This is a genomic window from Staphylococcus sp. HMSC34C02, assembly GCF_001838705.1.
Taxonomy (GTDB): domain Bacteria; phylum Bacillota; class Bacilli; order Staphylococcales; family Staphylococcaceae; genus Staphylococcus; species Staphylococcus borealis.
The window spans coordinates 1-23,256 of record NZ_KV838589.1; the positions used below are offsets into that span (position 1 = coordinate 1).

General features: G+C 36.3%; 19 protein-coding genes. 5 read left to right on the forward strand and 14 right to left on the reverse strand.

Annotated elements, in window-relative coordinates; genetic code table 11:
* Nucleotides 1-48 precede the first annotated feature (48 nt).
* Nucleotides 49-1,431 (reverse strand): NAD-dependent succinate-semialdehyde dehydrogenase, encoded by a 1,383-nt coding sequence (locus HMPREF3239_RS08350; RefSeq protein WP_070855345.1) that lies wholly within the window; start codon nucleotides 1,429-1,431, stop codon nucleotides 49-51.
* A 161-nt stretch (nucleotides 1,432-1,592) separates the two neighbouring features.
* On the opposite strand from HMPREF3239_RS08350, the gene HMPREF3239_RS08355 reads away from it, so the two are divergent.
* Together HMPREF3239_RS08355 and HMPREF3239_RS08360 are read left to right on the forward strand one after the other, a co-directional pair.
* A complete protein-coding gene (locus tag HMPREF3239_RS08355; protein WP_053030117.1) occupies nucleotides 1,593-3,251 on the forward strand; it encodes an FAD-binding dehydrogenase in 1,659 nt (552 codons plus the stop codon).
* 149 nt (nucleotides 3,252-3,400) lie between these two features.
* Nucleotides 3,401-3,799: a hypothetical protein gene (locus HMPREF3239_RS08360; protein ID WP_053030118.1), complete on the forward strand. Its 399-nt coding sequence runs from the start codon at nucleotides 3,401-3,403 to the stop codon at nucleotides 3,797-3,799.
* A 52-nt stretch (nucleotides 3,800-3,851) separates the two neighbouring features.
* Here the strand turns inward: HMPREF3239_RS08360 and HMPREF3239_RS08365 are convergent, their stop codons facing one another.
* From HMPREF3239_RS08365 to HMPREF3239_RS08400, 8 genes are all read right to left on the reverse strand, one after another.
* A complete protein-coding gene (locus tag HMPREF3239_RS08365) occupies nucleotides 3,852-5,555 on the reverse strand; it encodes an ABC-ATPase domain-containing protein (RefSeq protein WP_053030119.1) in 1,704 nt (567 codons plus the stop codon).
* Nucleotides 5,556-5,721: 166 nt separating this feature from the next.
* Nucleotides 5,722-6,504, reverse strand: coding sequence for a glucose 1-dehydrogenase (locus HMPREF3239_RS08370; RefSeq protein ID WP_070855347.1), 783 nt, complete (start codon nucleotides 6,502-6,504; stop codon nucleotides 5,722-5,724).
* Nucleotides 6,505-6,518: 14 nt separating this feature from the next.
* The gene (locus HMPREF3239_RS08375) at nucleotides 6,519-7,799 is read right to left on the reverse strand and encodes an MFS transporter (RefSeq protein WP_053030121.1); all 1,281 of its coding nucleotides are present in this window, start codon (nucleotides 7,797-7,799) and stop codon (nucleotides 6,519-6,521) included.
* Between the two features lie 34 nt (nucleotides 7,800-7,833).
* Nucleotides 7,834-9,444, reverse strand: coding sequence for a xylulokinase (locus tag HMPREF3239_RS08380; protein WP_053030122.1), 1,611 nt, complete (start codon nucleotides 9,442-9,444; stop codon nucleotides 7,834-7,836).
* A gap of 180 nt (nucleotides 9,445-9,624) precedes the next feature.
* Complete coding sequence (locus HMPREF3239_RS08385) at nucleotides 9,625-10,659, reverse strand: SDR family oxidoreductase (RefSeq protein WP_053030123.1); 1,035 nt, start codon at nucleotides 10,657-10,659, stop codon at nucleotides 9,625-9,627.
* 140 nt (nucleotides 10,660-10,799) lie between these two features.
* A complete protein-coding gene (locus HMPREF3239_RS08390) occupies nucleotides 10,800-11,327 on the reverse strand; it encodes a YfiT family bacillithiol transferase (RefSeq protein WP_053030124.1) in 528 nt (175 codons plus the stop codon).
* A 151-nt stretch (nucleotides 11,328-11,478) separates the two neighbouring features.
* Nucleotides 11,479-11,718: a hypothetical protein gene (locus tag HMPREF3239_RS08395; RefSeq protein WP_053030125.1), complete on the reverse strand. Its 240-nt coding sequence runs from the start codon at nucleotides 11,716-11,718 to the stop codon at nucleotides 11,479-11,481.
* 104 nt (nucleotides 11,719-11,822) lie between these two features.
* The gene (locus HMPREF3239_RS08400) at nucleotides 11,823-12,725 is read right to left on the reverse strand and encodes a LysR family transcriptional regulator (protein WP_053030126.1); all 903 of its coding nucleotides are present in this window, start codon (nucleotides 12,723-12,725) and stop codon (nucleotides 11,823-11,825) included.
* Nucleotides 12,726-12,867: 142 nt separating this feature from the next.
* On the opposite strand from HMPREF3239_RS08400, the gene HMPREF3239_RS08405 reads away from it, so the two are divergent.
* Nucleotides 12,868-14,064, forward strand: a complete 1,197-nt coding sequence (locus tag HMPREF3239_RS08405) for an MFS transporter (RefSeq protein WP_053030127.1) — start codon at nucleotides 12,868-12,870, stop codon at nucleotides 14,062-14,064.
* A gap of 159 nt (nucleotides 14,065-14,223) precedes the next feature.
* On the opposite strand, the gene HMPREF3239_RS08410 is transcribed toward HMPREF3239_RS08405, so the two are convergent.
* The 3 genes from HMPREF3239_RS08410 to arsB all read right to left on the reverse strand — a co-directional run bounded on the left by HMPREF3239_RS08410 (nucleotide 14,224) and on the right by arsB (nucleotide 18,315).
* Entirely contained in the window at nucleotides 14,224-15,618 is a 1,395-nt protein-coding gene (locus tag HMPREF3239_RS08410; RefSeq protein ID WP_053030128.1) for a YfcC family protein, read from the reverse strand.
* A gap of 235 nt (nucleotides 15,619-15,853) precedes the next feature.
* Nucleotides 15,854-16,555, reverse strand: a complete 702-nt coding sequence (locus HMPREF3239_RS08415) for an NAD(P)H-dependent oxidoreductase (protein WP_070855349.1) — start codon at nucleotides 16,553-16,555, stop codon at nucleotides 15,854-15,856.
* 470 nt (nucleotides 16,556-17,025) lie between these two features.
* Nucleotides 17,026-18,315, reverse strand: a complete 1,290-nt coding sequence (arsB, locus tag HMPREF3239_RS08420; RefSeq protein ID WP_053030220.1) for an arsenite efflux transporter membrane subunit ArsB — start codon at nucleotides 18,313-18,315, stop codon at nucleotides 17,026-17,028.
* A gap of 266 nt (nucleotides 18,316-18,581) precedes the next feature.
* Here arsB and HMPREF3239_RS08425 point away from each other — a divergent pair, with 266 nt between their 5' ends.
* Together HMPREF3239_RS08425 and HMPREF3239_RS08430 are read left to right on the forward strand one after the other, a co-directional pair.
* A complete protein-coding gene (locus HMPREF3239_RS08425) occupies nucleotides 18,582-20,189 on the forward strand; it encodes a MutS-related protein (RefSeq protein WP_070855352.1) in 1,608 nt (535 codons plus the stop codon).
* Nucleotides 20,190-20,354: 165 nt separating this feature from the next.
* Entirely contained in the window at nucleotides 20,355-21,536 is a 1,182-nt protein-coding gene (locus HMPREF3239_RS08430) for a DUF418 domain-containing protein (protein ID WP_053030131.1), read from the forward strand.
* 93 nt (nucleotides 21,537-21,629) lie between these two features.
* Here the strand turns inward: HMPREF3239_RS08430 and HMPREF3239_RS08435 are convergent, their stop codons facing one another.
* Together HMPREF3239_RS08435 and HMPREF3239_RS08440 are read right to left on the reverse strand one after the other, a co-directional pair.
* Nucleotides 21,630-22,181, reverse strand: a complete 552-nt coding sequence (locus tag HMPREF3239_RS08435; RefSeq protein ID WP_053030132.1) for a DUF805 domain-containing protein — start codon at nucleotides 22,179-22,181, stop codon at nucleotides 21,630-21,632.
* 140 nt (nucleotides 22,182-22,321) lie between these two features.
* Nucleotides 22,322-23,188: a hypothetical protein gene (locus HMPREF3239_RS08440; protein ID WP_053030133.1), complete on the reverse strand. Its 867-nt coding sequence runs from the start codon at nucleotides 23,186-23,188 to the stop codon at nucleotides 22,322-22,324.
* Between the last annotated feature and the right edge of the window lie 68 nt (nucleotides 23,189-23,256).

Genomic DNA, 23,256 nt, shown 5'->3' on the forward strand with positions numbered 1-23,256 from the left:
TGGGGTTACGACGAATTCAAAAGAATTCTGTCCCACTCCCGTTGTAGCTTAAATATTACCGATTGATAAATATTTTGTTTCTAAGTATGGTTCAATACCTTCTGTGCCACCTTCTCGGCCATAACCACTTTCTTTCATACCGCCGAATGGTGCATGGGCAGCTGATGGTCCACCGTCATTCCAACCAATCACGCCATAGTCAAGTGAATGATATAAGTGGAAGCCAGTACAATAATCATTTGTAAAGAAATAAGCAGCTAAGCCAAATTGTGTATCATTCGCCATTTGAATCGCATCTTCTAAATCTGAATATGTTGCAACAGGCACGATAGGACCAAATGTTTCCTCTTGCATGGCTAACATCTCTTGGTTCGCATTTGATACGACAACAGGTTTCAAGAAGTTACCACCTAACGCTTGTGCATCCTCTAAAGAACGTGATAATTGAGCACCTTTAGATGCTGCATCTTCTAATTGATTAACGACTTTCTTCACGCCATCTTCATTAATCAACGGCCCAATCGTAACGTCTTTATCCATACCATTTCCGACTTTCAGTTCATGAACTTTTTGCGTTAATTGCTTAACAAACGCATCTTCAACCGCTTCATGTACGTATACACGGTTTGCACAGATACATGTTTGACCCGCATTTCGGAATTTTGAAGCAATTGTTTGGTCTACCGCATAATCAATATCGGCGTCTTCATGAACAATGAGTGGTGCCAGGCCACCCAGTTCCATTGTGACATTTTCAACGGATTCAGCCGCTTGCGCAATAAGTTTCTTACCTACATTAGTTGAGCCAGTAAACGTCACTTTCTGCATCACTGGATGTTTCGTGAATAATTCACCTGCGTCTTTACCTGACATAATTACGTATTGAACGGCATCTTCTGGGATACCCGCTTCATGCGCTAATTCAATTAAGCGTATCGTTGTCAGTGGTGTTTGCGTCGCAGGTTTACACACAATGGTACAACCTGCAGCTAATGCTGGCGCAATCTTACGTGTAATCATTGCCGCTGGGAAATTCCACGGCGTAATAGCACCAACTACACCTACTGGGAATTTCTTAATGATAATGTTTTTATTCGGTGTATTCGCAGGAATGGTACGTCCGTAAATACGTTTGGCTTCTTCGGCATACCAAGAAACGTATGAATTCGCGTAGTCTACTTCACCTTGTGCTTCTTTTAAAGGTTTACCGCCCTCTTTAGTAATAAGTTCTGCCAATTCTTCTTTATGTTCGTTAATCAAAGCGAACCATTTATATAATTTGTCTGCACGTTCATGTGCATCTACCTCTCTCCAAGATTTAAACGCTTCATGTGCTTTCTCAATTTGTTGTTTCGCTGTTGCTTCGTCAGTATAGTCTAATGTTTGAATCACTTCGTTTGTCGCTGGATTAAGCACTTCTAATGTTGCCATTTACATCCACCCCTTTAAGAACATTTGATACAAGTATATACCCGTAGAAGTTGATAATCTATCAAACCGTTTTGTTAACATTTAGGTTGTCACTTTCGTATGACAATATTACTTGATAAAATATGTAGACTACATAAAACAATGGTTGTAAGGAGTTTTTTATGAATAAAAAGATATTTGTCATTGGATCTGGTTTAAGTGGGTTAGTTGCTGCGACAGAATTATTAAAGAAAGGCTATCACGTCACAATGTTAGACCAGGAACCTCGTCAAGCGATTGGTGGTCAAGCTTATTGGTCATTCGGTGGGCTATTTCTAGTTAACTCAAAGATCCAACAACGTCTAGGGGTTAAAGATTCGTATGAACTTGCGCTGAATGATTGGTTTGGCTCTGCTCAATTTGACCGCCTGGAGGATGAAGATTATTGGGCGAAACAATGGGCTGAAGCCTACGTGCGCTTTGCGACTTTTGAAAAGGAAAATTATTTAAAATCGATGGGTGTACGCCTAACACCGATCTTAGGTTGGGCTGAACGTGGCGGTACGTCTGCTTCAGGTCATGGTAATTCTGTGCCACGCTTTCATATCACATGGGGGACAGGTCCTGGATTAGTTGAGCCGTTTAGTCGTTACGTCCTTGAAAAAGAACAAGAAGGTCAATTTGAATTTCTCGCACGTCATCAAGTAACAGATATTGGTATCAAACATAATCAAGTGACACACATTGCTGGAAATATTTTAGAACCAAGTGATGTGGCACGCGGTGAGAAATCATCCCGTACCGTGATAGATACATTCCATTTCGAAGTGGATGCGCTGTTAATTACTTCAGGTGGTATTGGTGCCAACATGCCACTTATTCGTAAATACTGGCCTAAACGTTTAGGTAATCCACCAAAAACTATGATTCAAGGGGTACCTGATTCAACGGATGGCCGGTTAATTCAAATTACTGAAGATGCAGGAGCAAACATCGTGAATAAAGATCGTATGTGGCACTACACTGAAGGTATCCAGAATCATAGCCCAATTTGGTCGAACCACGGCATTCGTATTATTCCAGGTCCATCTTCTATGTGGTTTGACGCTACTGGCAAACGTATGCCTGCGCCTGATTATCCTGGTTTCGACACCTTACATACATTAGAAACTATCATGAACACAGGTTATGACTACTCGTGGTTCATCTTAACAGAAGACATTATTAAGAAAGAATTCGTCCTTTCAGGCTCTGAACAGAACCCTGATTTAACGGACAAAGATATCAAGTTGCTACTTCAAGAACGCTTAGGTCGTAAAGCAACCTCTCCAGTAGAAGCCTTTATGAATAATGGCCCGGACTTTGTTATCGCTGATGATTTAGGTACGCTAGTTCGAAAAATGAACGACTTAGTTGGTAGTACGTTACTTGATTATGAAGCGATTAAGCAAGAAATCAAAGCACGCGACTTACAAATTGATAATCCGTTTACGAAAGATCCACAAGTCGCATTTATCAATAATGCACGCCAGTTCTTAGGCGATAAATTGATTCGTACGGCCAAACCTCATAAAATATTAAGTGGAAGAAACGGACGTTTGATCGCCGTCAAATTAAATATCATTAGTCGTAAAACACTTGGTGGCATTCAAACAAATTTAGAAGGCCAAGCACTTAATTCAAAGATGCAACCGATACAAGGTCTATATGCGGCAGGTGAAGCTTCTGGTTTTGGTGGTGGCGGTGTCCATGGTTATCGCGCTTTAGAAGGCACTTTCCTTGGTGGTTGTATCTTCAGTGGCATACGTGCAGCTGAAGGTATCCACCATTATATACAGTAAATTTCATAAATATACACTTCCGAAATTAAGTATTTTCAGAATGTATAAGTTACCACTTTCTATGCATTTTATTGTAAAATTACTTTAAACATTAATTATTTTAGGTAATAGTTATCAATTTTACAATTTTTGCATAAGAAGGTGATACTATGTCTCGTGATAGCTTGAAATCTTTGAAGAATAAAACTGTAACCGTAACAGGCCAAGTTGAATATATTACTATAACACCTAAAATACACATCCCAAATAAACCTATTTTCTCGAAAATTTTATTAACTGATGTGAACATCGGCGGTCAATATTTCGATCATGTTTGGGTTTATGCAGCGAAGCGATATTATCACGACCAAGATCCATTTTTACATCAAGTTGTTAAATTTAAATCGAAAGTAACGCCTTATGTTAAACATGGCCAACACGGCTATGTCGAAGACTATGGTATTGATTATGTCAAAAGCTTAAGCATACTGCCTAATACGTCAATTGAAGAATATGACGAAAGATATTATGATGATGATATTACTGTAGACTTTTTCTTAACGAATTAAAAGCACATTGCAAAGCTTGATTAACTATCAAGTGCAATGTGCTTTTGTTATGTTATTTCACTTTTAATCCGCGGTAACGGTTTAACGTTCCAATAAATTCTTGTTTACGTGGTAGCGCTAGATTACCCGGATGACCATCGAAGTTAGATACCGCTTCGATGCCATGCTTTTCAATCACCTCATACATTTGGTTCGTCGCCTCAATAAGACTTAAATGATGATCTATCAGTTGATGTCTAAAGTAATTGATCATAACCGGCAATGCATTGGTTTGACTATCGTCAACCAGTTGCTCTAAACCAGATAAATCAATTGCTTCCTTGCCGTACATGACTGTGTGTAGTCCTTTCGCTTTCAATCGATCATCTTTTCCCTTCTTAGAGAAAGAAGTGACTAACGGCACCCGAGATGGAATCTCACCAAATGGCGTATCTGCTTGTGTGTCGCGTTGATAGCCGTCTGATTGTGCAATGGCTTTCGCTTCATCCGTCACATCCTTCAAATGATACGCATCCATCATTAATACTTGGTCGGCTACATCAAAGTAATCACCAGAGCCACCGACAATCAAAATGGTTGAAACGTGATGTGTTTCAAAGAGTGGTCTCACTTTATTTGAAAATGGTGTAATGGGCTCTTTATCAGGCGCAATCAATTTCTGCATGCGCCCATCACGTATCATAAAGTTCGTTGCTGATGTGTCTTCATCTATAAGCAATGTTGACGTTTGCGTTTCCAATGCTTCCATCACATTTGCCGCTTGAGAGGTACTGCCACTCGCATTCTCAGTTGAAAAATGCGTCGTGTCCTTCTTACCAGGCAAATTATCTATAAACGGACTAATGTTAACGTTGTGAATACCACGTCCATCCTCAGCACGTATCTTCATAGCATCATGACGTGTAATTACAAATTCACGTCCATCATTTGGAATATGGTCATAAACGCTACGTTCAAGCGCTTCTAATAAGGTCGATTTACCATGATAACCGCCACCAACAATCAATGTGATGCCTTCAGGAATAGACATCCCTGTGACTGCCCGACCACTTGGTAAGTTAAACGTCGTCTCAAGCGTTGTTGGACTCGTAAATCGAATCGCATCTTTCATCGGTTCATCAGACACACCACTTTTTCTTGGTAAAATAGCATTATTCGCAACGAAAGCAACAAGATGTTGTTGTTCAAGTTGTTCTCTAATATACGTTTGGTCGAGTTTTACTGTCACTTGATGTTGGAGTGCTTGCTGATCAATATTTTGATACATAATGGCTTGATTTACGATCTTTGGTAACCCGTTGATCAGTGTATGCGCTGCAGCTTTTCCAAGAATCTTACGTCCTGCAGCCGGCATACCAACTTCAAAGCGCACTTCAATGGTTTTATCATTGATTACAACCGACGTGCGTTCTAGCATTTCTTGGCCACAATGATTGATAAAGATTTTTCCATTTTTCCCAGAACCTTTTACAGTGCGATTAAACGTTGCGACTTGATAGGCAAACGCTCGGGTTAAGAAGTCCGATACTGCAAGCCGTTTGTCTTTCGTATCTAGTAAATGATCCGGAATTTGAGCAACATCTCGTTGGATCATAAGTCGCATTTTTGAAGGTGGCGCAAAAGGATCCACCTGTACATGATCAATAGCTAAACGAAATTGATTAAAGGCATATGTTCCTTTAATTCTTTTATACGCGCCGTATTTTTGTCCATCTAAAGATTTCAATGTCTTATCGAGATCTGTCGAGCGTTTCATCATTATTCCTCCGTTCAATACGTCTATATGTACTGTTTACCCGACCTAACCGGCAAGCATAACGTCATTCTTGAAATTCCTGATCTGCTTATAAAAAAATACACCTCATACAGATAGATTTTCACCTACTGTTGAGATGTATATTTTTGCCATTCATTAAATATGATTATAATGCTGTGTAACCACCGTCAATTGTAAATACGCTACCTTGTGCGAATGATGACGCATCTGATGCAAGGTATACAACAATGCCACCTAGCTCTTCTGGTTCACCTGGACGACCCATTGGTGTTGCTCCCATCCAATAGTCAATCATTTCGCCACCAGTATTAAACATTGGTTCAGTTAATGCCGTTTTCATGTATCCTGGCGCAATTGTGTTTACTTTGATGCCATATTTAGACCATTCCATTGCTAAACTTTTCGTTAACATGATAACGCCTGCTTTAGACGCATTATAAGATGCTTGTTCTTGAGGTTTATTGGCAATTAAGCCTGACATAGATGAAGTATTAATGATTGAACCATAGCCTTGTTTGATCATTTGACGTCCTACTGCTTGTGCTACTAAGAAGACACTATTTAAGTTTAAGTTAATTACTTTTAACCAATTTTCGTAAGACACATCTTCTGCTTTTTCATTAATTGTCATACCCGCATTGTTGACTAAGATATCTACTTTGCCATACTCATTTACGACGTCATCCACCATTTTATTAACGTCTTCTGGATTAGTTACGTCTACTTTTAATGCTGTCGTTTTAACGCCTTCATTATCAGCAATTGCTTTCGCTGTTTCTTGTGCTAAGTCTAATTTAATGTCTGCAATTACAATATCTGCGCCTGCTTGTGCCAATGCTTCTGCCATCGCTTTACCTAGACCCATGGCACCACCTGTTACGATTGCTACTTTACCATTTACTTTAAATTGATCAATAATGTTTGTCATTTTTATCATCCTTTTTAATTTGATTGTGAACTAATTGTTGTTTTGACTTGTCTTCCAGGCTGTTGTACTTTCATAAAGAATGTAAGAACAAAGCCTAATACATAAATCACTGCATAAGCCCAAATAGTCACTTCTGCTGAAGCGAAGATGAGCATCACACTTGCAAGTCCATAACCCAGGAAATTACTTAATCCTGCTGCTAGGTTATGTACAGATACTGCGGCACCTTTATGTTCTGGGACCAACGTTGGGAATATAGCTGACATTGGAACGAACGCAGCAACTGCGAAACCAAACATAATCGCAATTAACGTTGTCACGATGATATTAGGCCCACTCCATGATGGGAAGTAATAAAACGCTAATGTGGATACGGCCATACCAATACAACCGAACCAACGGACTTGGCGTACCCAACCAATTTTATCGCCCATAATACCCCAGAATAAGTTTGTAAATATGGTAATAATGTACATTAATCCCCATACACGTAACCATTCTGACGTAGTGAAACCGAAATCTGCAGTGTAAACATGAGGTAAGAATACAACCAAGCCGAATAATGACAATTGGTTAATAATACGTACGACAAAGGCAACTGCTACATTCTTATTTTTAAGAATAGTAATCCCTCGACCAAATTCTCTTAACATTTCTTTCTTAGTCATATGTTGCGCTTCTACGTCTTTACCTTTTTTATCTTTAACTAAGAACATCGCGATTAATCCACCAATTAAGATGAAGACTAATGCTGACCATAAAGTGCCCATCTCACCAATCACTGGAATTGAAAAGCTTGGTAAATATGAACCTAATACACCTATACCAATTGAATACATTGCCCAGAACCAACCCATGGCTGACGCCAGCTTGTAACTTGGTGAAGAATATGTAATCCATACGACAAAGCTATAAATAAACATTGGATATGCTAAACCACGAATACCATACATGATCATCATCATGGCATAGTTCTGTTGTTCTAAACCAAAGACTAAGAATCCAACATGGAAGACCATCCAAATGATAAATGCGAATGTCATCACACGTCTTGGGCTAAAAATCTCAGCCATCACACCTGATAACCACGAAGCAATTGCTACCACTAAACCGTAAACGGTTAAGACATTACCAGCTTCTGAATTATCAAAGCCCAGGCTCATAATATATTTAGATAAAAACGCCTGTTCCATACCATCTCCGGTCATGAAGATTGCTACGGCAATGTAACCCCATATTAATACCATAGGCAATCCTAAAAATTGACGTTCTCGTTTTTCTATCTCGTTCGTCACTTTAATCCCACTTTCTACCTTTGTTTATTAGTTGTTATTTATGTTCTGAATGAAATTGTTCATGCGCAAGACGTTCAAGTGGAATGCCTTGTTTAAAACGTTCTGTATACTGTTCAAAATGTGCAACTTCTTCTTCAGTTGGCGTCATAGTCATAGATTCTGTTCCTTTAAATGCGAAATCATTTAAATAAGTTGCTAAATTAGATGTCTCTGTTTCAATCATGTATCTTGCTAAGACAGCGATACCCCAAGCGCCACCTTCACTCGCAGTTTGCATGACACGCACTGGGCTGTCTAAAGCGGCCGCTAAGAAGGATTGCGCAACTTTTTCAGTCTTAAATATGCCACCATGACCAAACATTGAATCAATATGAATATTTTCTTTTTCTTTTAGTAAGTCAATACCAATTTTCAACGTAGTAAATGCGCTATAAATATGCGTCTTCATTAAGTTGGCTAAATTAAAATTGCTATCTACTGATCGTACAAGCATTGGATAGCCATGTTGTACATCTGTAATAAATTCACCTGAAATATAACCAAATGACAATAACTTACCTAAATCATCATCGCCTTTTAAAGCCCGTTCAAACAATTTGGTAAATAGTTCACCTTTATCATATTGAACGCCCATCGTTTCAAAGACTTCGCCAAATAGATCAACCCACGCATTAATATCTGATGTACAGTTATTCGCATGAATCATTGCTACTTCATAACCATCTGGTGTTGTAACAATATCTACCTCTGGATAAACATCTTTGATTGGCTTTTCAAGAACAATCATTGAGAAGATACTTGTACCTGCCGAAATATTCCCTGTTCTTGGTGCTACACTATTCGTCGCTACCATTCCTGTAGCCGCATCTGCTTCAGGTGCGCATAATGGACATCCAGCTTGTAACTCACCGTTCGGGTCTACTAATTTCGCACCCGTTTCCGTAAGACGTCCGGCATACTCTCCTGCTACAACCACTTTAGGCAAGAGATCTCTTATGTCTTGTGTGTAACCCTTTTCAGAAAATTTCTTATTAAAACGCTGAATAATATCTTCACGATAGTCTTGTGTTTCACTATCAATTGGGAACATGCCTGATGCATCTCCGATACCCAATACTTTCTCATCAGTTAAATACCAGTGTATGTATCCCGCAAGTGTCGTCATATAACGTACTTTCTCAACATGTACTTCTTGATCTAATGCTGATTGATAAAGTTGTGCAATACTCCAACGTTCTGGAATATTGACTTGGAAATCTTCACGCAATTGTTCAGCTGCTTTATTAGCATTGTTATTACGCCAAGTTCTAAATGGCACGAGTAAATCATCATTGTCATCAAATGGTAAGTAGCCATGCATCATACCACTAATACCTAATGAAGCGAGTTGACGCACCGTCACATCATATTTGTCTTTAAGTTCTTGCGTCATTGCACCATATGCACGTTGAATACCTACCCATGCGTCATTCATCGAATAAGTCCAATAACCGTTACGGTAACTGTTCTCCCATTCAAATGAACCTGTTGCGAGTGTTTGGCATTGATCATCAATCGCAATCGCTTTAATTCGTGTTGATCCGAATTCAATACCAACCGTTAAATGTCCTGCTTCAATAAATTGTTTAATCTCTGTATTATTCATCGTTTCACCTTACTTTTTGTTATGAAAACGTTATCATAGATTTATACTAGCATATGTATTTTTCATGAAACAAGAGAAAAGTAAGCGCTTTCCAAATTTTGTAAGTAAAAAAACACCTTTATCTTCTAATTACAATATTATAGATAAAGGTGCTACCTCAAATGGCGTATTCACTTATATTTATTTTAAGATGTGGTGTTCTATCATACAATCAACAGATGCTAAGATGGCTTCTTCTTGTGTGTAGTTTGGTGTCCATCCTAGAATTGTTCGCGCTTGTTGGTTACTGACATTTCTATTCATTTCAAGTAATAACTTACCTTCTTGTGCTTCACTGTTAAATCTAGCGCCTAACTTAATCGCAAAATCCGGAATTGTCTTAGTTGAAATTTTGTCTGCTAGTTTAGGGCGTTCTTGTTTAATTAATTGTGCAATTTCGGGCATAGTAATTTGTCCATCTGCAGTAGCAATAAAACGTTTGCCATTGGCTTCAGGTGTCTTCATTGCTAAAACATGCATTAATGCCACATCTCTGACATCGACAATATTCATTGGGATATTAGGGATACGTTTCATTTTGCCACTGGCGATATTTTCTACAAATTGGAAGCTCAATGACATATGTTGATTCAATGAAGGACCAAGTATTGCAACGGGATTGATTGTCGCAAATTCAATATGATTTTCAGTCGCTTTAACAAAATCCCATGCTGCGCGTTCTGCAATCAATTTAGATTTTTCATACACAGAAAGTCCTTTTTCATTAGGGTCAGTCCAATATGCTTCTGTTGTCACACTCGACTTATCTTTATTACTAAATCCAACTGCCCCAAAGTTTGCTGTCATAATGACACGTTTGACATCTGTCTTCTCAGCAGCTCTTAAAATACGTTGAATCCCTTCAACGGCTTGTTTATTAATGGCGTGTTCATCGGTCACACTTACACTCCCCATTACTACAGGCGAAGCGACACTCATCACATATGTACAATCTTCCATAGCTTCTTCCCAGTTATCATCTTTAGATAAATCCGCTTCAACAAACGCTAGGTTTTGCGTGTCAATTTGTTGTACTTTCAATGTTTCAAGTACCGTTTCTTTCTTAGACAATGAACGAATTGTTGCACGTACGCCATAATCTTGTTTTAACAACTCTGCGACTATACGCAAACCTAAGAAGCCTGTACCTCCAGTTACTAAAACTTGTTCCTTCATGAAACTTCCTCCCCTATCTATCTCTTAGTAAGTTCAGATTATAACAGTTTTATCCTTGTAGTATGCTTATTAACACTTACTTTTGATAAAGTTCATTCTTAGGTTGTAGAGACTTCTTCATATAATTATTTTTGAACACTTTATGCTTGTGACACACCTTGGTCTGATAAAGCAATCTTGATATGTTCTAGATGATGACGCTCATGCCATGATAATTTTGCCAATAATTCTGAAACTGGTACTTGGCTACCATCTGAAAGCTTAATCGAACGTTTTAAATCATCTTCTGTAACATGATTCCCCATTTCAACAATGCGTTGATTGAGGCCATCTAAAATATTCATTGATACTTGGATAGGTAAATTTGAATCTGGTAGTTCGGCCCAACGTTCTTGATCAAACATATATGCTGTTATCTGTGTCTCAGTAAGTGCCATTTTTAATCTTTCATATAAATTAATTTGAGAGTCTGCGATATGATGTACTAATTGTCTGACTGTCCAACTGCCTTCTCGATAACGACGTGCTAATTGCGCATCAGTTAACGAATTGACCGTTGCACTAAGGTGGTCAATATACACTTCTATGTCACTCATCCATTCCTTCACATCGACTAATGTCGGGTTACTAGGTGCTTCAAATTCTCCTATCGGAAATCTTACGTCCATGATAAATCCCCCTTAGTTATCTTTCGTTATACCTTCTATTTACCCTTATTAAGACGTAATAAAAAGAAGCGACCACAGAAATTAATGTTATCGATTAATTTCTGTAGCCGCTATCTTATATCAATTCAAAATATATGATTTTCTCACACGCTTATGCTAGTAATAACGGGCTTGAGAAAATAACTAAAAATACAATATTTAAAATCAATATTGTAATATTAATGGCTTTGTTGCCTTTTAAGATGCCTAAAACACTCGCAATAATAGCTAATAACATGACGAACAATCCTGGAAGAAACCAGAACATGCTAGTGAACATAATTGAAACTACTAATAGAAATGATAATAAGCATAAAATACCTGAAACTAAGTTAATGTTATGTAAATTCATAAGTTGCTCCTTTCAATCGGTGTTACACAGTATTATATACTAAAATTTATTTGAATTGAGTAAAATTTTTATAACAAAATCGACACATCTTTGTCATATGTTGTTTACAACGTCTTATAGTCTTTTAAATAGTTAATAAATTCAAGCACGGTTGGATCATTTTGATGTTCTTGATGTGTAATGGCTACAAAGTCAACTGTATAATCGAAAGATTGTCCTAAAGGTAACGCTTTAATCCATTCATTGTTTAAAAAAGGCTCATTCTCAACCATAAAGCTTGATACAATACCGACACCTAGCCCTTCAGCAACAGTTCTCATTAAGACAATTGGATTATTTGTACGGAAGACAATCTTCAAATCTCCATTCGCTTCTTGAAATTTCTTTAAATGATGATGATAAAAGCTACGATCATATAAGACAAATGGGTACGCTTTAATATCCTCAAGATCCACGGTTTCTTTAAACGAAAGTTTCGATTTAGCTGGTACAATCAATTTAAAATTCGAACCAAAATAAAGCGGAAATTCAATAATATGATTTGATATTTCAGAATGATTGGTCTTACCTATCAACCCTAAATCAATATCATGGTCTTCAATCATTCTTAATATATCTTCTTTATCAGATTCAATGACTTCGATGTCTACATTGGGATGATCTTTTTTAAATTGAGAGAGTACTTTAGGAAGTAATTTATGGAACAAGGTTGGGTTCGTAGCAATTTTAATTCTACCTTCAAAATGTGTTTCAATACTATCAACTTCTGAAAGCAGCGCATGTTTGGCTTCAATAATATCTAATATCTTAGGAATGAGACGTTTACCGATTTCTGTAGGTACCGTCCCTTTTCTAGAACGATAAAATAATTTATAACCTAATTCTTCTTCTAAATGCGCTATAGATTGGCTCATCGCTGATTGACTAATGTGCATACGTTCACTGGCATGAATCATAGATTCCTGTTCATACACTGTTTTAACATAACTCAATTGCTCGAAATTCATATATACCCCTTTATATCAGTTCTACTTATATTAAATTCATTTATTCTAATTATACATTAGTTTTAATTATTTATATAATAAACCATGCGCTTAAAAAACAATATAGAGTCTAAGTCACTCTAACTATTTTAGGAGGGACATGATGGAACATCGCTTATGGACAAAAGATTTTATCTTCGTTACATTAGTGAACTTCTTTATGTATTTAATACATTACATGCTTATCGTAACGGTCACTGCGTTTACTATTGACGAATATCACGCATCTGAAAGCATTGGAGGCTTAGCTGCAGGAGTATTTATTATTGGTATGTTAGGTGGACGCTTAGGTTCGGGTCGTATCATTGATTACCTCCAACCGAAATCGATATTATTTTATAGTGTCATCGCTTCAGTGGCCGCAATTGCTTTATACTTCACTATTACGAATATATGGATTCTCATGTTAGTTCGTTTCATACATGGTATTGCTTTTGGATTCGCATCAACAGCAACTGGTACCATATCCTCAAGAATTATTCCTGAAGCACGTAAAGGTGAAGGTATCGGTTATTATGGATTAAGTGTGACATTAGCGTCAGCTTTAGGGCCATTTTTCGGATTAATTTTAAATCATCGTCTAGGTTTTTCTTCTATCTTTACGATTAGTTTAATCAGTATCGTAATTGCTTTAGTTTTCACTACTTTTGTTAAAAGGCTTCCAATCAATATCGCCTCAAACGAAGATGAAGCGAATGCTCAACCTAAAGGCATTCACGCTTATTTACAACGAGAAGCCTTACCGATTTCAATGGTTACAATGCTGGTTGGCATAGCTTATTCAAGTGTGTTATCTTTCTTATCCATTTATGCCGAGTTACTAAATTTAGTTACTGCAGCAAGTTATTTCTTTGTTGTATATGCCTTAGCGACATTTGTAACCCGACCTTTCACCGGCAAAATTTATGATCATTATGGTGAAAATAAAGTAATGTATCCAGTTATGATTAGCTTTGTAGTTGGTTTAGTTCTATTGAGTATGACAACCTCATCATTATTTTTACTGATATCAGCAGCATTTATCGGCTTTGGTTATGGCACCATTATTCCCACTGCACAAGCCATTGCAATTCAACAATCTCCTAAACACAAAATGGGGTTAGCAACATCAACCTATTTTATTTTCGTAGATTTCGGTGCCGGTATGGGACCATTTATACTTGGACTAATCATTCCATTTATGGGATATCGCAACTTATATTTAGCCATGGCTTCACTATTAGCCGTCGCAATTATTGTGTATTATATCGTCCATGGTAAACATCATAAACATCCATTCAATACAACAGTAAACAACTAATTGATCATATGAAACAAGCGCGTTTCTATAATGTTAGGAACGCGCTTATCTATTGATATATCAGTGTTTATTAGACGCACCACCCTCTAACTTCAGACAAACGTCAGTCTTACCTCACTTAATTTTCACACTGTTTATATGTAGATTTAAATACACATTTTAATATCCAATTATAAGTGCCACCGACATGGCTATTGCACAAATAACCACCCAAAGCAGTATCAATTTCCATACAAATTTTATCCATTGTGTATAGGTAATGCGTCCTACAGCTAACGCCCCCATTAAGATTGCTGACGTTGGGAATAAAATATTGCTTATTGAATCTCCATATTGGAAAGCAAGGACAGTTAACTGACGATTAATATGAAGCAAATCAGATATTGGTACCATTAAGGGCATGGTTGTTAATGCTTGTCCTGATCCAGATGGTATAAAGAAATTAAGTAGAAACTGTAATATAAACATCGCAATAATAACAAATGAAGCTGGTATATCTGACAACAGCATTGTCATACCATGAACAATCGTATCGATGATTTTGCCATTTTCCAAAATAACAACAATACCTTTGGCGAATCCAACAATCATTGCACCAAATAAAATATTTTGCATCCCTTCAATTAAAGCATCAAATGTGCCATTTAAACCGAGTCCACTTACTAAACCAGCAATCATACCTGCGAGTAAGAAATTGGCACTCATTTCATTAAATGTCCAATCAAATACAAATATTCCAAATACATTAAATAAAATTGTAGCAACGATAATCAATAAGCTTGCTGCTTGTCGTTTACTAAAATGTTGGTAAGTAACTTCTTGTACTGTATGTCCTTCTTCTTTTTCGAGCTCATACACAATACTCTTAGATTTATCTTTCTTCACTTTATTAGCGTATAACATCACTGTTGAAATGGCAGCGGTTAAGATAAATAAATAGATCATCGTACGTAAGCCCCAGCCTGAGAACATGGGTAATTCAGCGACAGTTTGAGCTACCCCAACTGTGAATGGATTTAACATCCCTCCACTGAAACCACTCGCAGCGCCTAAAATCACCATAGCTGCACCTGTTAAAGCATCGTATCCTAATGTGCGTGCGATGATGATTCCAATTGGTACAAAGATAATCGTTTCCTCTGCTAAACCAATTGTAAACCCTAATATAGAAAATACTGTCATCGTTAATGGAATCATAAGAAAGTTGGCCTCTCCTAGCATTCTCATTGCTTTGTTAACACCATTTTCAAAAGCACCTGTCTTATGAATAATGCCAAAGGCGCCACCTACAAGGAATATGTAGAATACAATCTCTCCACCACTAATCAAACCTTCAGGAATGGCTCTGAATATTTCGAGAAAATTTACATTTGCCGACTCTACCGTATGGTATGTTCCTGAAACGACAAGCGTTTGGTCACCCTTCTTTTCACGTGCATACTCACCAGCAGGAATGATATATGTTAGCAACCAAGCTAGAAAAATGACAAACATTAATAATGCATATGTATGTGGCGTCTTAAACTTAAATGTCTTCCGTTTCTTCTCTTCCATGACTCATCAGCACCTTATATAGAATATGACTATCATTCACTCAATGATTATTTACATCATACCCTATTTACAATAAGATATACTATTACAATTTAAATTACATTTGTTATTGTTGTTATTTCATACGTGTGCTAGCAGGCTTTGAAAATTGGCGAACTTAAAAAAGTATCGGGCGTGACACAGTATTCTATTTGAATTCACTGCGCCACACCCGATATCTCTAACTACCAACCATTTATTTTAATTGGCCATTATCATCGAAATCAGCTAATTTAGGATATTTAATTCTAGGAATTGCATCAATATGTTTTAATTTTTCGGCTAATTGTTCAAGATAGTCGTGTCTTACTGCTTCACTATGACTTACTTGATAAGCGATAAATGGTTCTAACGGTGTCATTCCAGAGAAATAAATCATGCCGTGATTAATATGGAATAGTACTTGTTCGTGTATATCTCCTGAGAAACCATTGGCAGCATAACTGCCTTCGGGCGAACCCGTTGTCGTTGAAATCATTGCGATTTTATCAGTCAAGCGTGCTTTATCGTAACGGTCATATTCTCCACCGTAAATGCCACCAAAAATAAAGATTTTATCAAACCAACCTTTAAGAATAGCTGGAACACTAAACCACCATAATGGAAATTGGAAAATGACTAAGTCAGCCCATAATAATTTTTCAAATTCTCCCTTAATCACTGATGTCAGTTCATCGTTATCATAGGCATGTTTTTGCTCCACTGCATATTTGAAGAAGTCAGGATCTGTCAGATTTTCAAAATCCTCTTTTCGAGCTACTGGATCAAAGTTCATTGCATATAAATCGGAAACTTTAACTTCATGACCTTGTGCCTCTAATGTTTCTACAGCTTTATCTTTTAATGCGCCATTGAACGACTTTGGTTCAGGATGGGCGTATACAATTAATGCTTTCACACTCTCACCTCTATAGAATTGGTATAGTTATAGATTTAAGATACTATGACACCATCATTTCGCCAAAAATTATGCTCGTTTTAATGTCATTAACATGTTTTTTAACTAAGTTTTTAAAATGCATAAAAAAATGAGATAGACGGATCATAGACGACACATCCGTTATCTCACTTAAGTCATTAGTACTAGACGCTCAAAGGTCTTCTAATGACGATTTATGTATATTCAACTATGTATATATCTAAGCCTTATATTACAAGGAGGTTAGACTGCAAGGTGTATAAAAGTTAGTCATTAACTGTTTGAATGGTCGAATTATACTTTAACATTTTGGGATGGCGAGCAATCTAACTTCTCTTGAATATACTTTTAACATGTTATCAGATGATTTAAACCTGATGTCCATCTATTCTTAAAAGCTACGTATCAATGCCTAACTGTCATATCCATCTTGAAATATGATTATTGTGTTAAAAAATGAGTAATGTCAGATATAGACCTAACAACGTCATAAAGAGTACAGGAATTGTAATAACGATGCCCGTCCTAAAGTAGACACCCCATGATATTTTAACGTCTTTTTGAGCTAAAACGTGAAGCCATAACAAGGTGGCTAATGAACCTATAGGTGTTATCTTCGGACCTAAGTCAGAACCTATGACGTTAGCGTAAATCATACCTTCTTTAAGCATACCTGTTACTTGTGATTGATGTATGGCAATCGCATCAATTAAAACAGTCGGTAAGTTATTCATAATGGATGATAATATTGCAGATATGAAGCCTACCCCCATAATACTGGTAAATAAGCCATGCGTAGATATCGATGCGAATATATGCCCTAAGACAGTTGTGATACCCACATTTTTAAGTCCGAAGACGACTAGATACATACCTAGTGAGAAAATCACAATATTCCATGGCGCACCTTTGATAACTTTTCCAGTAGAAACAACGTCTGATTGACGTGCCAAGAGTAAGAAAATAATAGCGACAAAGCCGGCTATTAGAGACACTGGTACGTGTATGAACTCGCTGACAAGATAACCTATTAGGAGTATTGCTAAAACTAGCCAAGACATACGGAATAATTTCTGATCTTTGATTGCAGTGTTAGGACTTTGAACCTTTTGAATATCGACTGTCTTCGGAATAGACGTTCGGAAATACAACCAAAGGACAATGATGCTTGCAATTAATGAAAATATATTGGGCATAAACATACGACTCAAATATTCTACAAAACCAATATTAAAATAATCCGCTGAAACGATGTTCACTAAGTTACTTACTGTAAATGGTAATGACGTTGTATCCGCAATAAAACCACTTGCGATAACAAAAGGAAAGATGACTTTCTTATTGAAGCCAAGATGACGTACCATAGCTAACACAATTGGCGTTAGAATCAGCGCAGCACCATCATTCGCAAAGAAAGCTGCAACAATCGCACCGAGAATCATGATGTACACAAACATTCTAAAACCGTCACCTTTAGATGCTCGAACCATATGTAAGGCAGCCCACTCAAAGAAACCTATTTCATCAAGAATCAATGAGATTAAAATGACCGCCACAAATGTTAGCGTCGCATTCCAAACAATATGCGTTACTTCTACAATATCTGACCAACCCACAACCCCAGTAATGAGTGCTAAAACTGCGCCTATAACGGCCGTTATTCCTATATCAAGTCCCTTGGGCTGCCAAATGACAAATACGAGTGTGATAACAAAAATAGTGATTGCTAGCGCTGTCATCATATACATTCACCATGGCACACGCACATGTTATAGTTCATTAAATTATATGTAAATGCTATTTGTTTCTCTATCATATCAACCAAAGCCTCCTATACCATTATTAAGCATATCACGAGCTACAAGGTGAAATCTATGTGGCAAAGGTTATCTGAGTAATCCTATATTATTTTTATATTGATAAAGCGTAATTTATCTATCTTTGTTAATTACATCATATTATGAAATAATTGTGTAAATGATTTAAATTTTTAAGGAGTTTAGTTATGAATATTTATCAGACTTATGCGTTATTGGTGATTGGCATCATCATTCTGGGGTTAATTATGAATATTGCTCTGAGCATTTCAGATAAGCGAAAGTTGATTCATCATATACATACACTTTGGCGTAATAAGAAGCCAATTGAGAACTTTATACGTCCAAATGCTCGTTTCGATTATCAATTTGAGCTCAAGCGTGATCAACACGACAATCTTATTGACGATAAAACATGGTCGGATTTAAATATGGAGGAAATCTTCCATCGCAGTAACTTTAACTTCACAGCTATTGGAGAAATGCGTTGGTGCGCTACATTACGCAATATGTTTAAGGTTAATGACCATCAACTCTTAGACTACTTTAATAACAATGAAACATTTAGAGTGAATGTATCTTATCATCTCGCTTCTATCGGAAAAGTGGTTTATCCTATCTTTCCAGATCAACTTAAACCGATTAAACGTAATAATTTATTTATGATTTGTCCATTCTTACCATTGATTGGCATTATTATCATTCTATTTTCGCCATCAACCGGTGTACTTATAACTATTTTCGCAGTGCTATTGAATATTATCTTATCTGGTAGTCTTAAACGCACATATGATCAAGATTTAAAGTCACTATTCTACACAGCAAAAGTACTTAAAGAAGGCTATCATCTTGACCAAATCGAAGGCACACCTGTAGTTAAGACGAACTTTAATCACTTTAAAGGTGCGCGTCTATTTAGCGGTCTACTTGGCAAAGTGGGCGATCAAGATATTGGCGGCGCATTTATCATGTTAATCAAGATGGCATTTATGGTTGACTACTTCCTATTTCATATCATCCAGCATACGTATTATCGATATCAAGACGAAGTACTCGCCTGCTATGACTATGTGAGTACCTTAGATAATCACTATTCATTAGCCATGTATCGACGCACATTGGACACATATTGTGATCCGACTGCCTTTTCAGAAGAACAGAACGTATCATTTACAAACTTAGTTCATCCTTTACTGGACAATGCCGTCCCAAACGACCTCGACATTAAACACAATATTCTATTAACTGGGTCAAATGCATCAGGAAAATCAACATTTATGAAAGCTGTAGCTATTAACATTATCCTTGCACAAACGATTGAAACTGCGACAGCCGATACATTTAGCTATCGACCTGGCTTAGTTTATACTTCTATGGCAAATGCCGATGATGTGTTATCAGGCGATAGCTACTTTATGGCTGAACTCAAATCGATTCGTCGCTTATTTGATATAGAAACGACATTACCCGTTTATTGTTTCATTGATGAAATCTTCAAAGGTACCAATACAACTGAGCGTATTGCGGCTTCAGAATCCATATTATCGTATTTGAATCATTTGCACAATTACAGAATTGTAGCAGCAACACATGATATCGAACTTTCCCAATTGTTAAAGGACAATTATCATAACTATCACTTTAATGAAACGATTGAAAACAATGAAATTCATTTCGATTATAAGATTAAAACAGGTAAAGCCAATACGCGAAACGCCATTGAATTATTGCGTATTACCCACTTCCCTGACAGCATTTACAAACGTGCCAAAGACCAAGTTAAAGATTTGGATTAACATTGTTTCATGTAAAACATTATCGGCATATGTGGGGTGTTGAGCTTAAATTATACTTTCATCACTCCACTACTTTGTTGTGATGTTAATTATTTAAGATAGATTTAAGGTGCATTTATGCTAGATTTTATCATTATTGTTTACTGTATGTATTGAGGTGACATTATGAAACGTATTACATTTGCTGACAGTTTAAGAGGATTCAGCTTATTAGGTATATTTCTTGCTAATTTACTTATATTTCAATTTAGTTTATCCGGCAAAGACTACATCGAACATTTCCATTTAAGTCCCATCAACCAAGGCATATTCAATCTTATCATTGTACTTGTTGAAGAGAGCTTTTTACCTATTTTTGCCATATTATTTGGCTTTTCGATGGATAAGTTGTATCAGTCTATGAAATTAAAAGGGTTACCACGACCTAGATTAAAATTATTACGTCGTGCCATTTTCTTACTGATTTTAGGCTTTATACATGCATCTTACATATGGGAAGGCGATATCTTAACCGCTTATAGTTTAGCGATGTTATGTGTCATCCCTTTCATTTCACTTAGTACGAAAGCCTTTAAATGGTTTAATATTATCATCATTTCTCTCGTCTTCATCATGGGCTTTTGGTCTATGTTTGATGATTCACAACCGTCTACAACATCCGACAATCATGATGCTGCTGCTTATATCCATAAGGTACAGCAAATTTACACACAAGGTAGTTATGACGACATTCATCATGTAGATGACATTGCGCCATCTCCTAAATTTGCAGAATTAAAAGATCAATTAGGTGATAATAAGGGCGCCATCTTCTTGGTAGCCATCCTTTTTGAGGTGCCGTTATTTACTTTAGGTATCTTTCTTTCTAGATCTGGTTGGTTCGAAAAAGATGCAAGACACTTTTGGTCGTCGAAATTATTCATATACCTGATACCAATAGCGATTATTGCCAAATCAACCATACTTTGGTTAAATAACGATGCGATTTCCGGTGTACTCCTTGCTATGTTTGGACCTGTTTTATCATTTGGTTATATGAGTTTATTTAAATATTTATATCAACGTCATGAGAAACATCCTATCTTTAAAGGTTTAGAAAATGCCGGCAAAATCTCGCTCACCGTTTATATTACTCAAAGTATTATCGGTACACTTATTTTCTATAGTTATGGTCTAGGATTATTTGGCAAAGATATACTCATCTATACCAGCATTTTGTTTATTGTGATTTATATTCTTTTAGTTGTATTAGCAACATTACATCAAAGACACTTCCGATACGGTCCATTAGAATATCTTCTACGTATGTTCACTTATTGGAAATGGCATGTAGGTAAGCGAAAATAGACATACTAAAAAAGGTTCAACGTGGTTATAATGATTAACAACACGTTGAACCTTAATTTATATCGCTAAAAGCATTTCATTAGAAGAATTGAATTATTCATAATGTCCTTTAAATTTAGGACTTACTCCATATTTATTCTTATTAAATTTACTATTTAAACATGTAATCACTAATTGATAAATTGAAATAGCAAATTGAACGAGTGCAAGTAGAAGAATAAACAATAATACCCAACCATTGTCACCGTTAGGGTCATTAATATCCCAAATCAATTGACTAATAAAAGATATCACACCTAATATAACCGATAAAATTGGAATAAGCATTGTACGGTCGGTGTCATGGAAGCGTCTGACTGTCAATGCTAAATTCGGAATGAAAGTAATAATTGCATATAAAATCATATAAATGATTGTGCCAACTAACATGACTATACTTACTATTGATAACGCGTCAGATTCTAATGCTGCTGAGAACATAACCATGATTAAAGAAGCAATATAAAGAATGAGTACTGGTCCGTAAAAAATGACATGCCATAATTGCATAAACCAGAATTCACTACGTCTTGAGCGTCCTTTAAAATTAAAATAATTCTTCCAAAACAACTTAAATGCTTCGCCAAAACCTACCTTTGGATTCATAAGCATAAACTCCTTTGCGTGATTTTAATTGCCGTCTTTCCCTTCAGTTTCATCGTACCATACTGACATAATTATAAAACCCTATATAAAAAGTTCTCAGGCTAAACCAATTAACATGAGAACTCTATAACACTGGTTTATTAATTTTCTTGTTTAATGACTTTACCATTAGGGTCTAATTTAAGAATTTTATTATTTTTAGTTTTATACGTCCCTAAAATTTCGCCATCTTTATTTCGGTAATTGACAATCCAATCGCCACTATGACCAACCATTTTAACATCATCCCATAAATAGTTTGTCTTACCTACCGCAATACCTTCGAAATCTGAAATCATTTGATACACTTGGTTACGGAAATGTGTATTAACTGTTCCTGATTTTTCTAAGTATGCTGCAGATAATGGATTATTGTCTTCTTTATCTTTTTTAGATAATTGATCTACAATATTTATTTTGTCAGTTAATTCTGGTAAAGCTTTGTTATCTTTATTAGCTTTATAAACATCAATGAGTTTGACCTCTTTGCCTTTGCCTAATAAGTCTTTATAATCTAATGAACCCGATTGCATACGTCCAACAAAGATTTTGTCGTTACTCACACCAATCAATGCTTCAAAGTTCCCTTTATTAGGTGATACATTGTAGAAATTCATACCTTTAGGTGCATTATTAATATGTTTTTCATATTTCACAAGTTTGAAATCAACTAGCTTAAAGTTTTTATTACCAGACGCAAGTCTGTATTCATAAATACCTGTTAAAATTTCATTCTTAGTCAATGTATAGCGATCGACATCTTCCACACAGAAGGCAAGAGCCAATTTTTGTTTTTCAGTAAGTTTTGCTACTTCTTTCTCCAACTCTTGGTCTTTTTTAGACTTCTTAGATTTTGTTTGTTCTGCATTAGATTTCGTTTTACTATTATCTTCTTTAGAACCGTCATTAGAACCACAAGCTGCAAGTAAAAGTAAAAACACCCCACATATAAATACTAGTTTTTTCATCTATGTCTCCTCATATCATTTGCATTTTTAAAATCAATTAATTATACTATATTTTATTTATAAAAGTG

Excerpts from the sequence above, each read along its gene's own strand:
- HMPREF3239_RS08350 (WP_070855345.1), bottom strand. The coding sequence starts at position 1,431 with ATGGCAACATTAGAAGTGCTTAATCCAGCGACAAACGAAGTGATTCAA.
- HMPREF3239_RS08355 (WP_053030117.1), top strand. The coding sequence starts at position 1,593 with ATGAATAAAAAGATATTTGTCATTGGATCTGGTTTAAGTGGGTTAGTT.
- HMPREF3239_RS08360 (WP_053030118.1), top strand. The coding sequence starts at position 3,401 with ATGTCTCGTGATAGCTTGAAATCTTTGAAGAATAAAACTGTAACCGTA.
- HMPREF3239_RS08365 (WP_053030119.1), bottom strand. The coding sequence starts at position 5,555 with ATGAAACGCTCGACAGATCTCGATAAGACATTGAAATCTTTAGATGGA.
- HMPREF3239_RS08370 (WP_070855347.1), bottom strand. The coding sequence starts at position 6,504 with ATGACAAACATTATTGATCAATTTAAAGTAAATGGTAAAGTAGCAATC.
- HMPREF3239_RS08380 (WP_053030122.1), bottom strand. The coding sequence starts at position 9,444 with ATGAATAATACAGAGATTAAACAATTTATTGAAGCAGGACATTTAACG.
- HMPREF3239_RS08385 (WP_053030123.1), bottom strand. The coding sequence starts at position 10,659 with ATGAAGGAACAAGTTTTAGTAACTGGAGGTACAGGCTTCTTAGGTTTG.
- HMPREF3239_RS08390 (WP_053030124.1), bottom strand. The coding sequence starts at position 11,327 with ATGGACGTAAGATTTCCGATAGGAGAATTTGAAGCACCTAGTAACCCG.
- HMPREF3239_RS08395 (WP_053030125.1), bottom strand. The coding sequence starts at position 11,718 with ATGAATTTACATAACATTAACTTAGTTTCAGGTATTTTATGCTTATTA.
- HMPREF3239_RS08400 (WP_053030126.1), bottom strand. The coding sequence starts at position 12,725 with ATGAATTTCGAGCAATTGAGTTATGTTAAAACAGTGTATGAACAGGAA.
- HMPREF3239_RS08405 (WP_053030127.1), top strand. The coding sequence starts at position 12,868 with ATGGAACATCGCTTATGGACAAAAGATTTTATCTTCGTTACATTAGTG.
- HMPREF3239_RS08410 (WP_053030128.1), bottom strand. The coding sequence starts at position 15,618 with ATGGAAGAGAAGAAACGGAAGACATTTAAGTTTAAGACGCCACATACA.
- arsB (WP_053030220.1), bottom strand. The coding sequence starts at position 18,315 with ATGACAGCGCTAGCAATCACTATTTTTGTTATCACACTCGTATTTGTC.
- HMPREF3239_RS08425 (WP_070855352.1), top strand. The coding sequence starts at position 18,582 with ATGAATATTTATCAGACTTATGCGTTATTGGTGATTGGCATCATCATT.
- HMPREF3239_RS08430 (WP_053030131.1), top strand. The coding sequence starts at position 20,355 with ATGAAACGTATTACATTTGCTGACAGTTTAAGAGGATTCAGCTTATTA.
- HMPREF3239_RS08435 (WP_053030132.1), bottom strand. The coding sequence starts at position 22,181 with ATGAATCCAAAGGTAGGTTTTGGCGAAGCATTTAAGTTGTTTTGGAAG.
- HMPREF3239_RS08440 (WP_053030133.1), bottom strand. The coding sequence starts at position 23,188 with ATGAAAAAACTAGTATTTATATGTGGGGTGTTTTTACTTTTACTTGCA.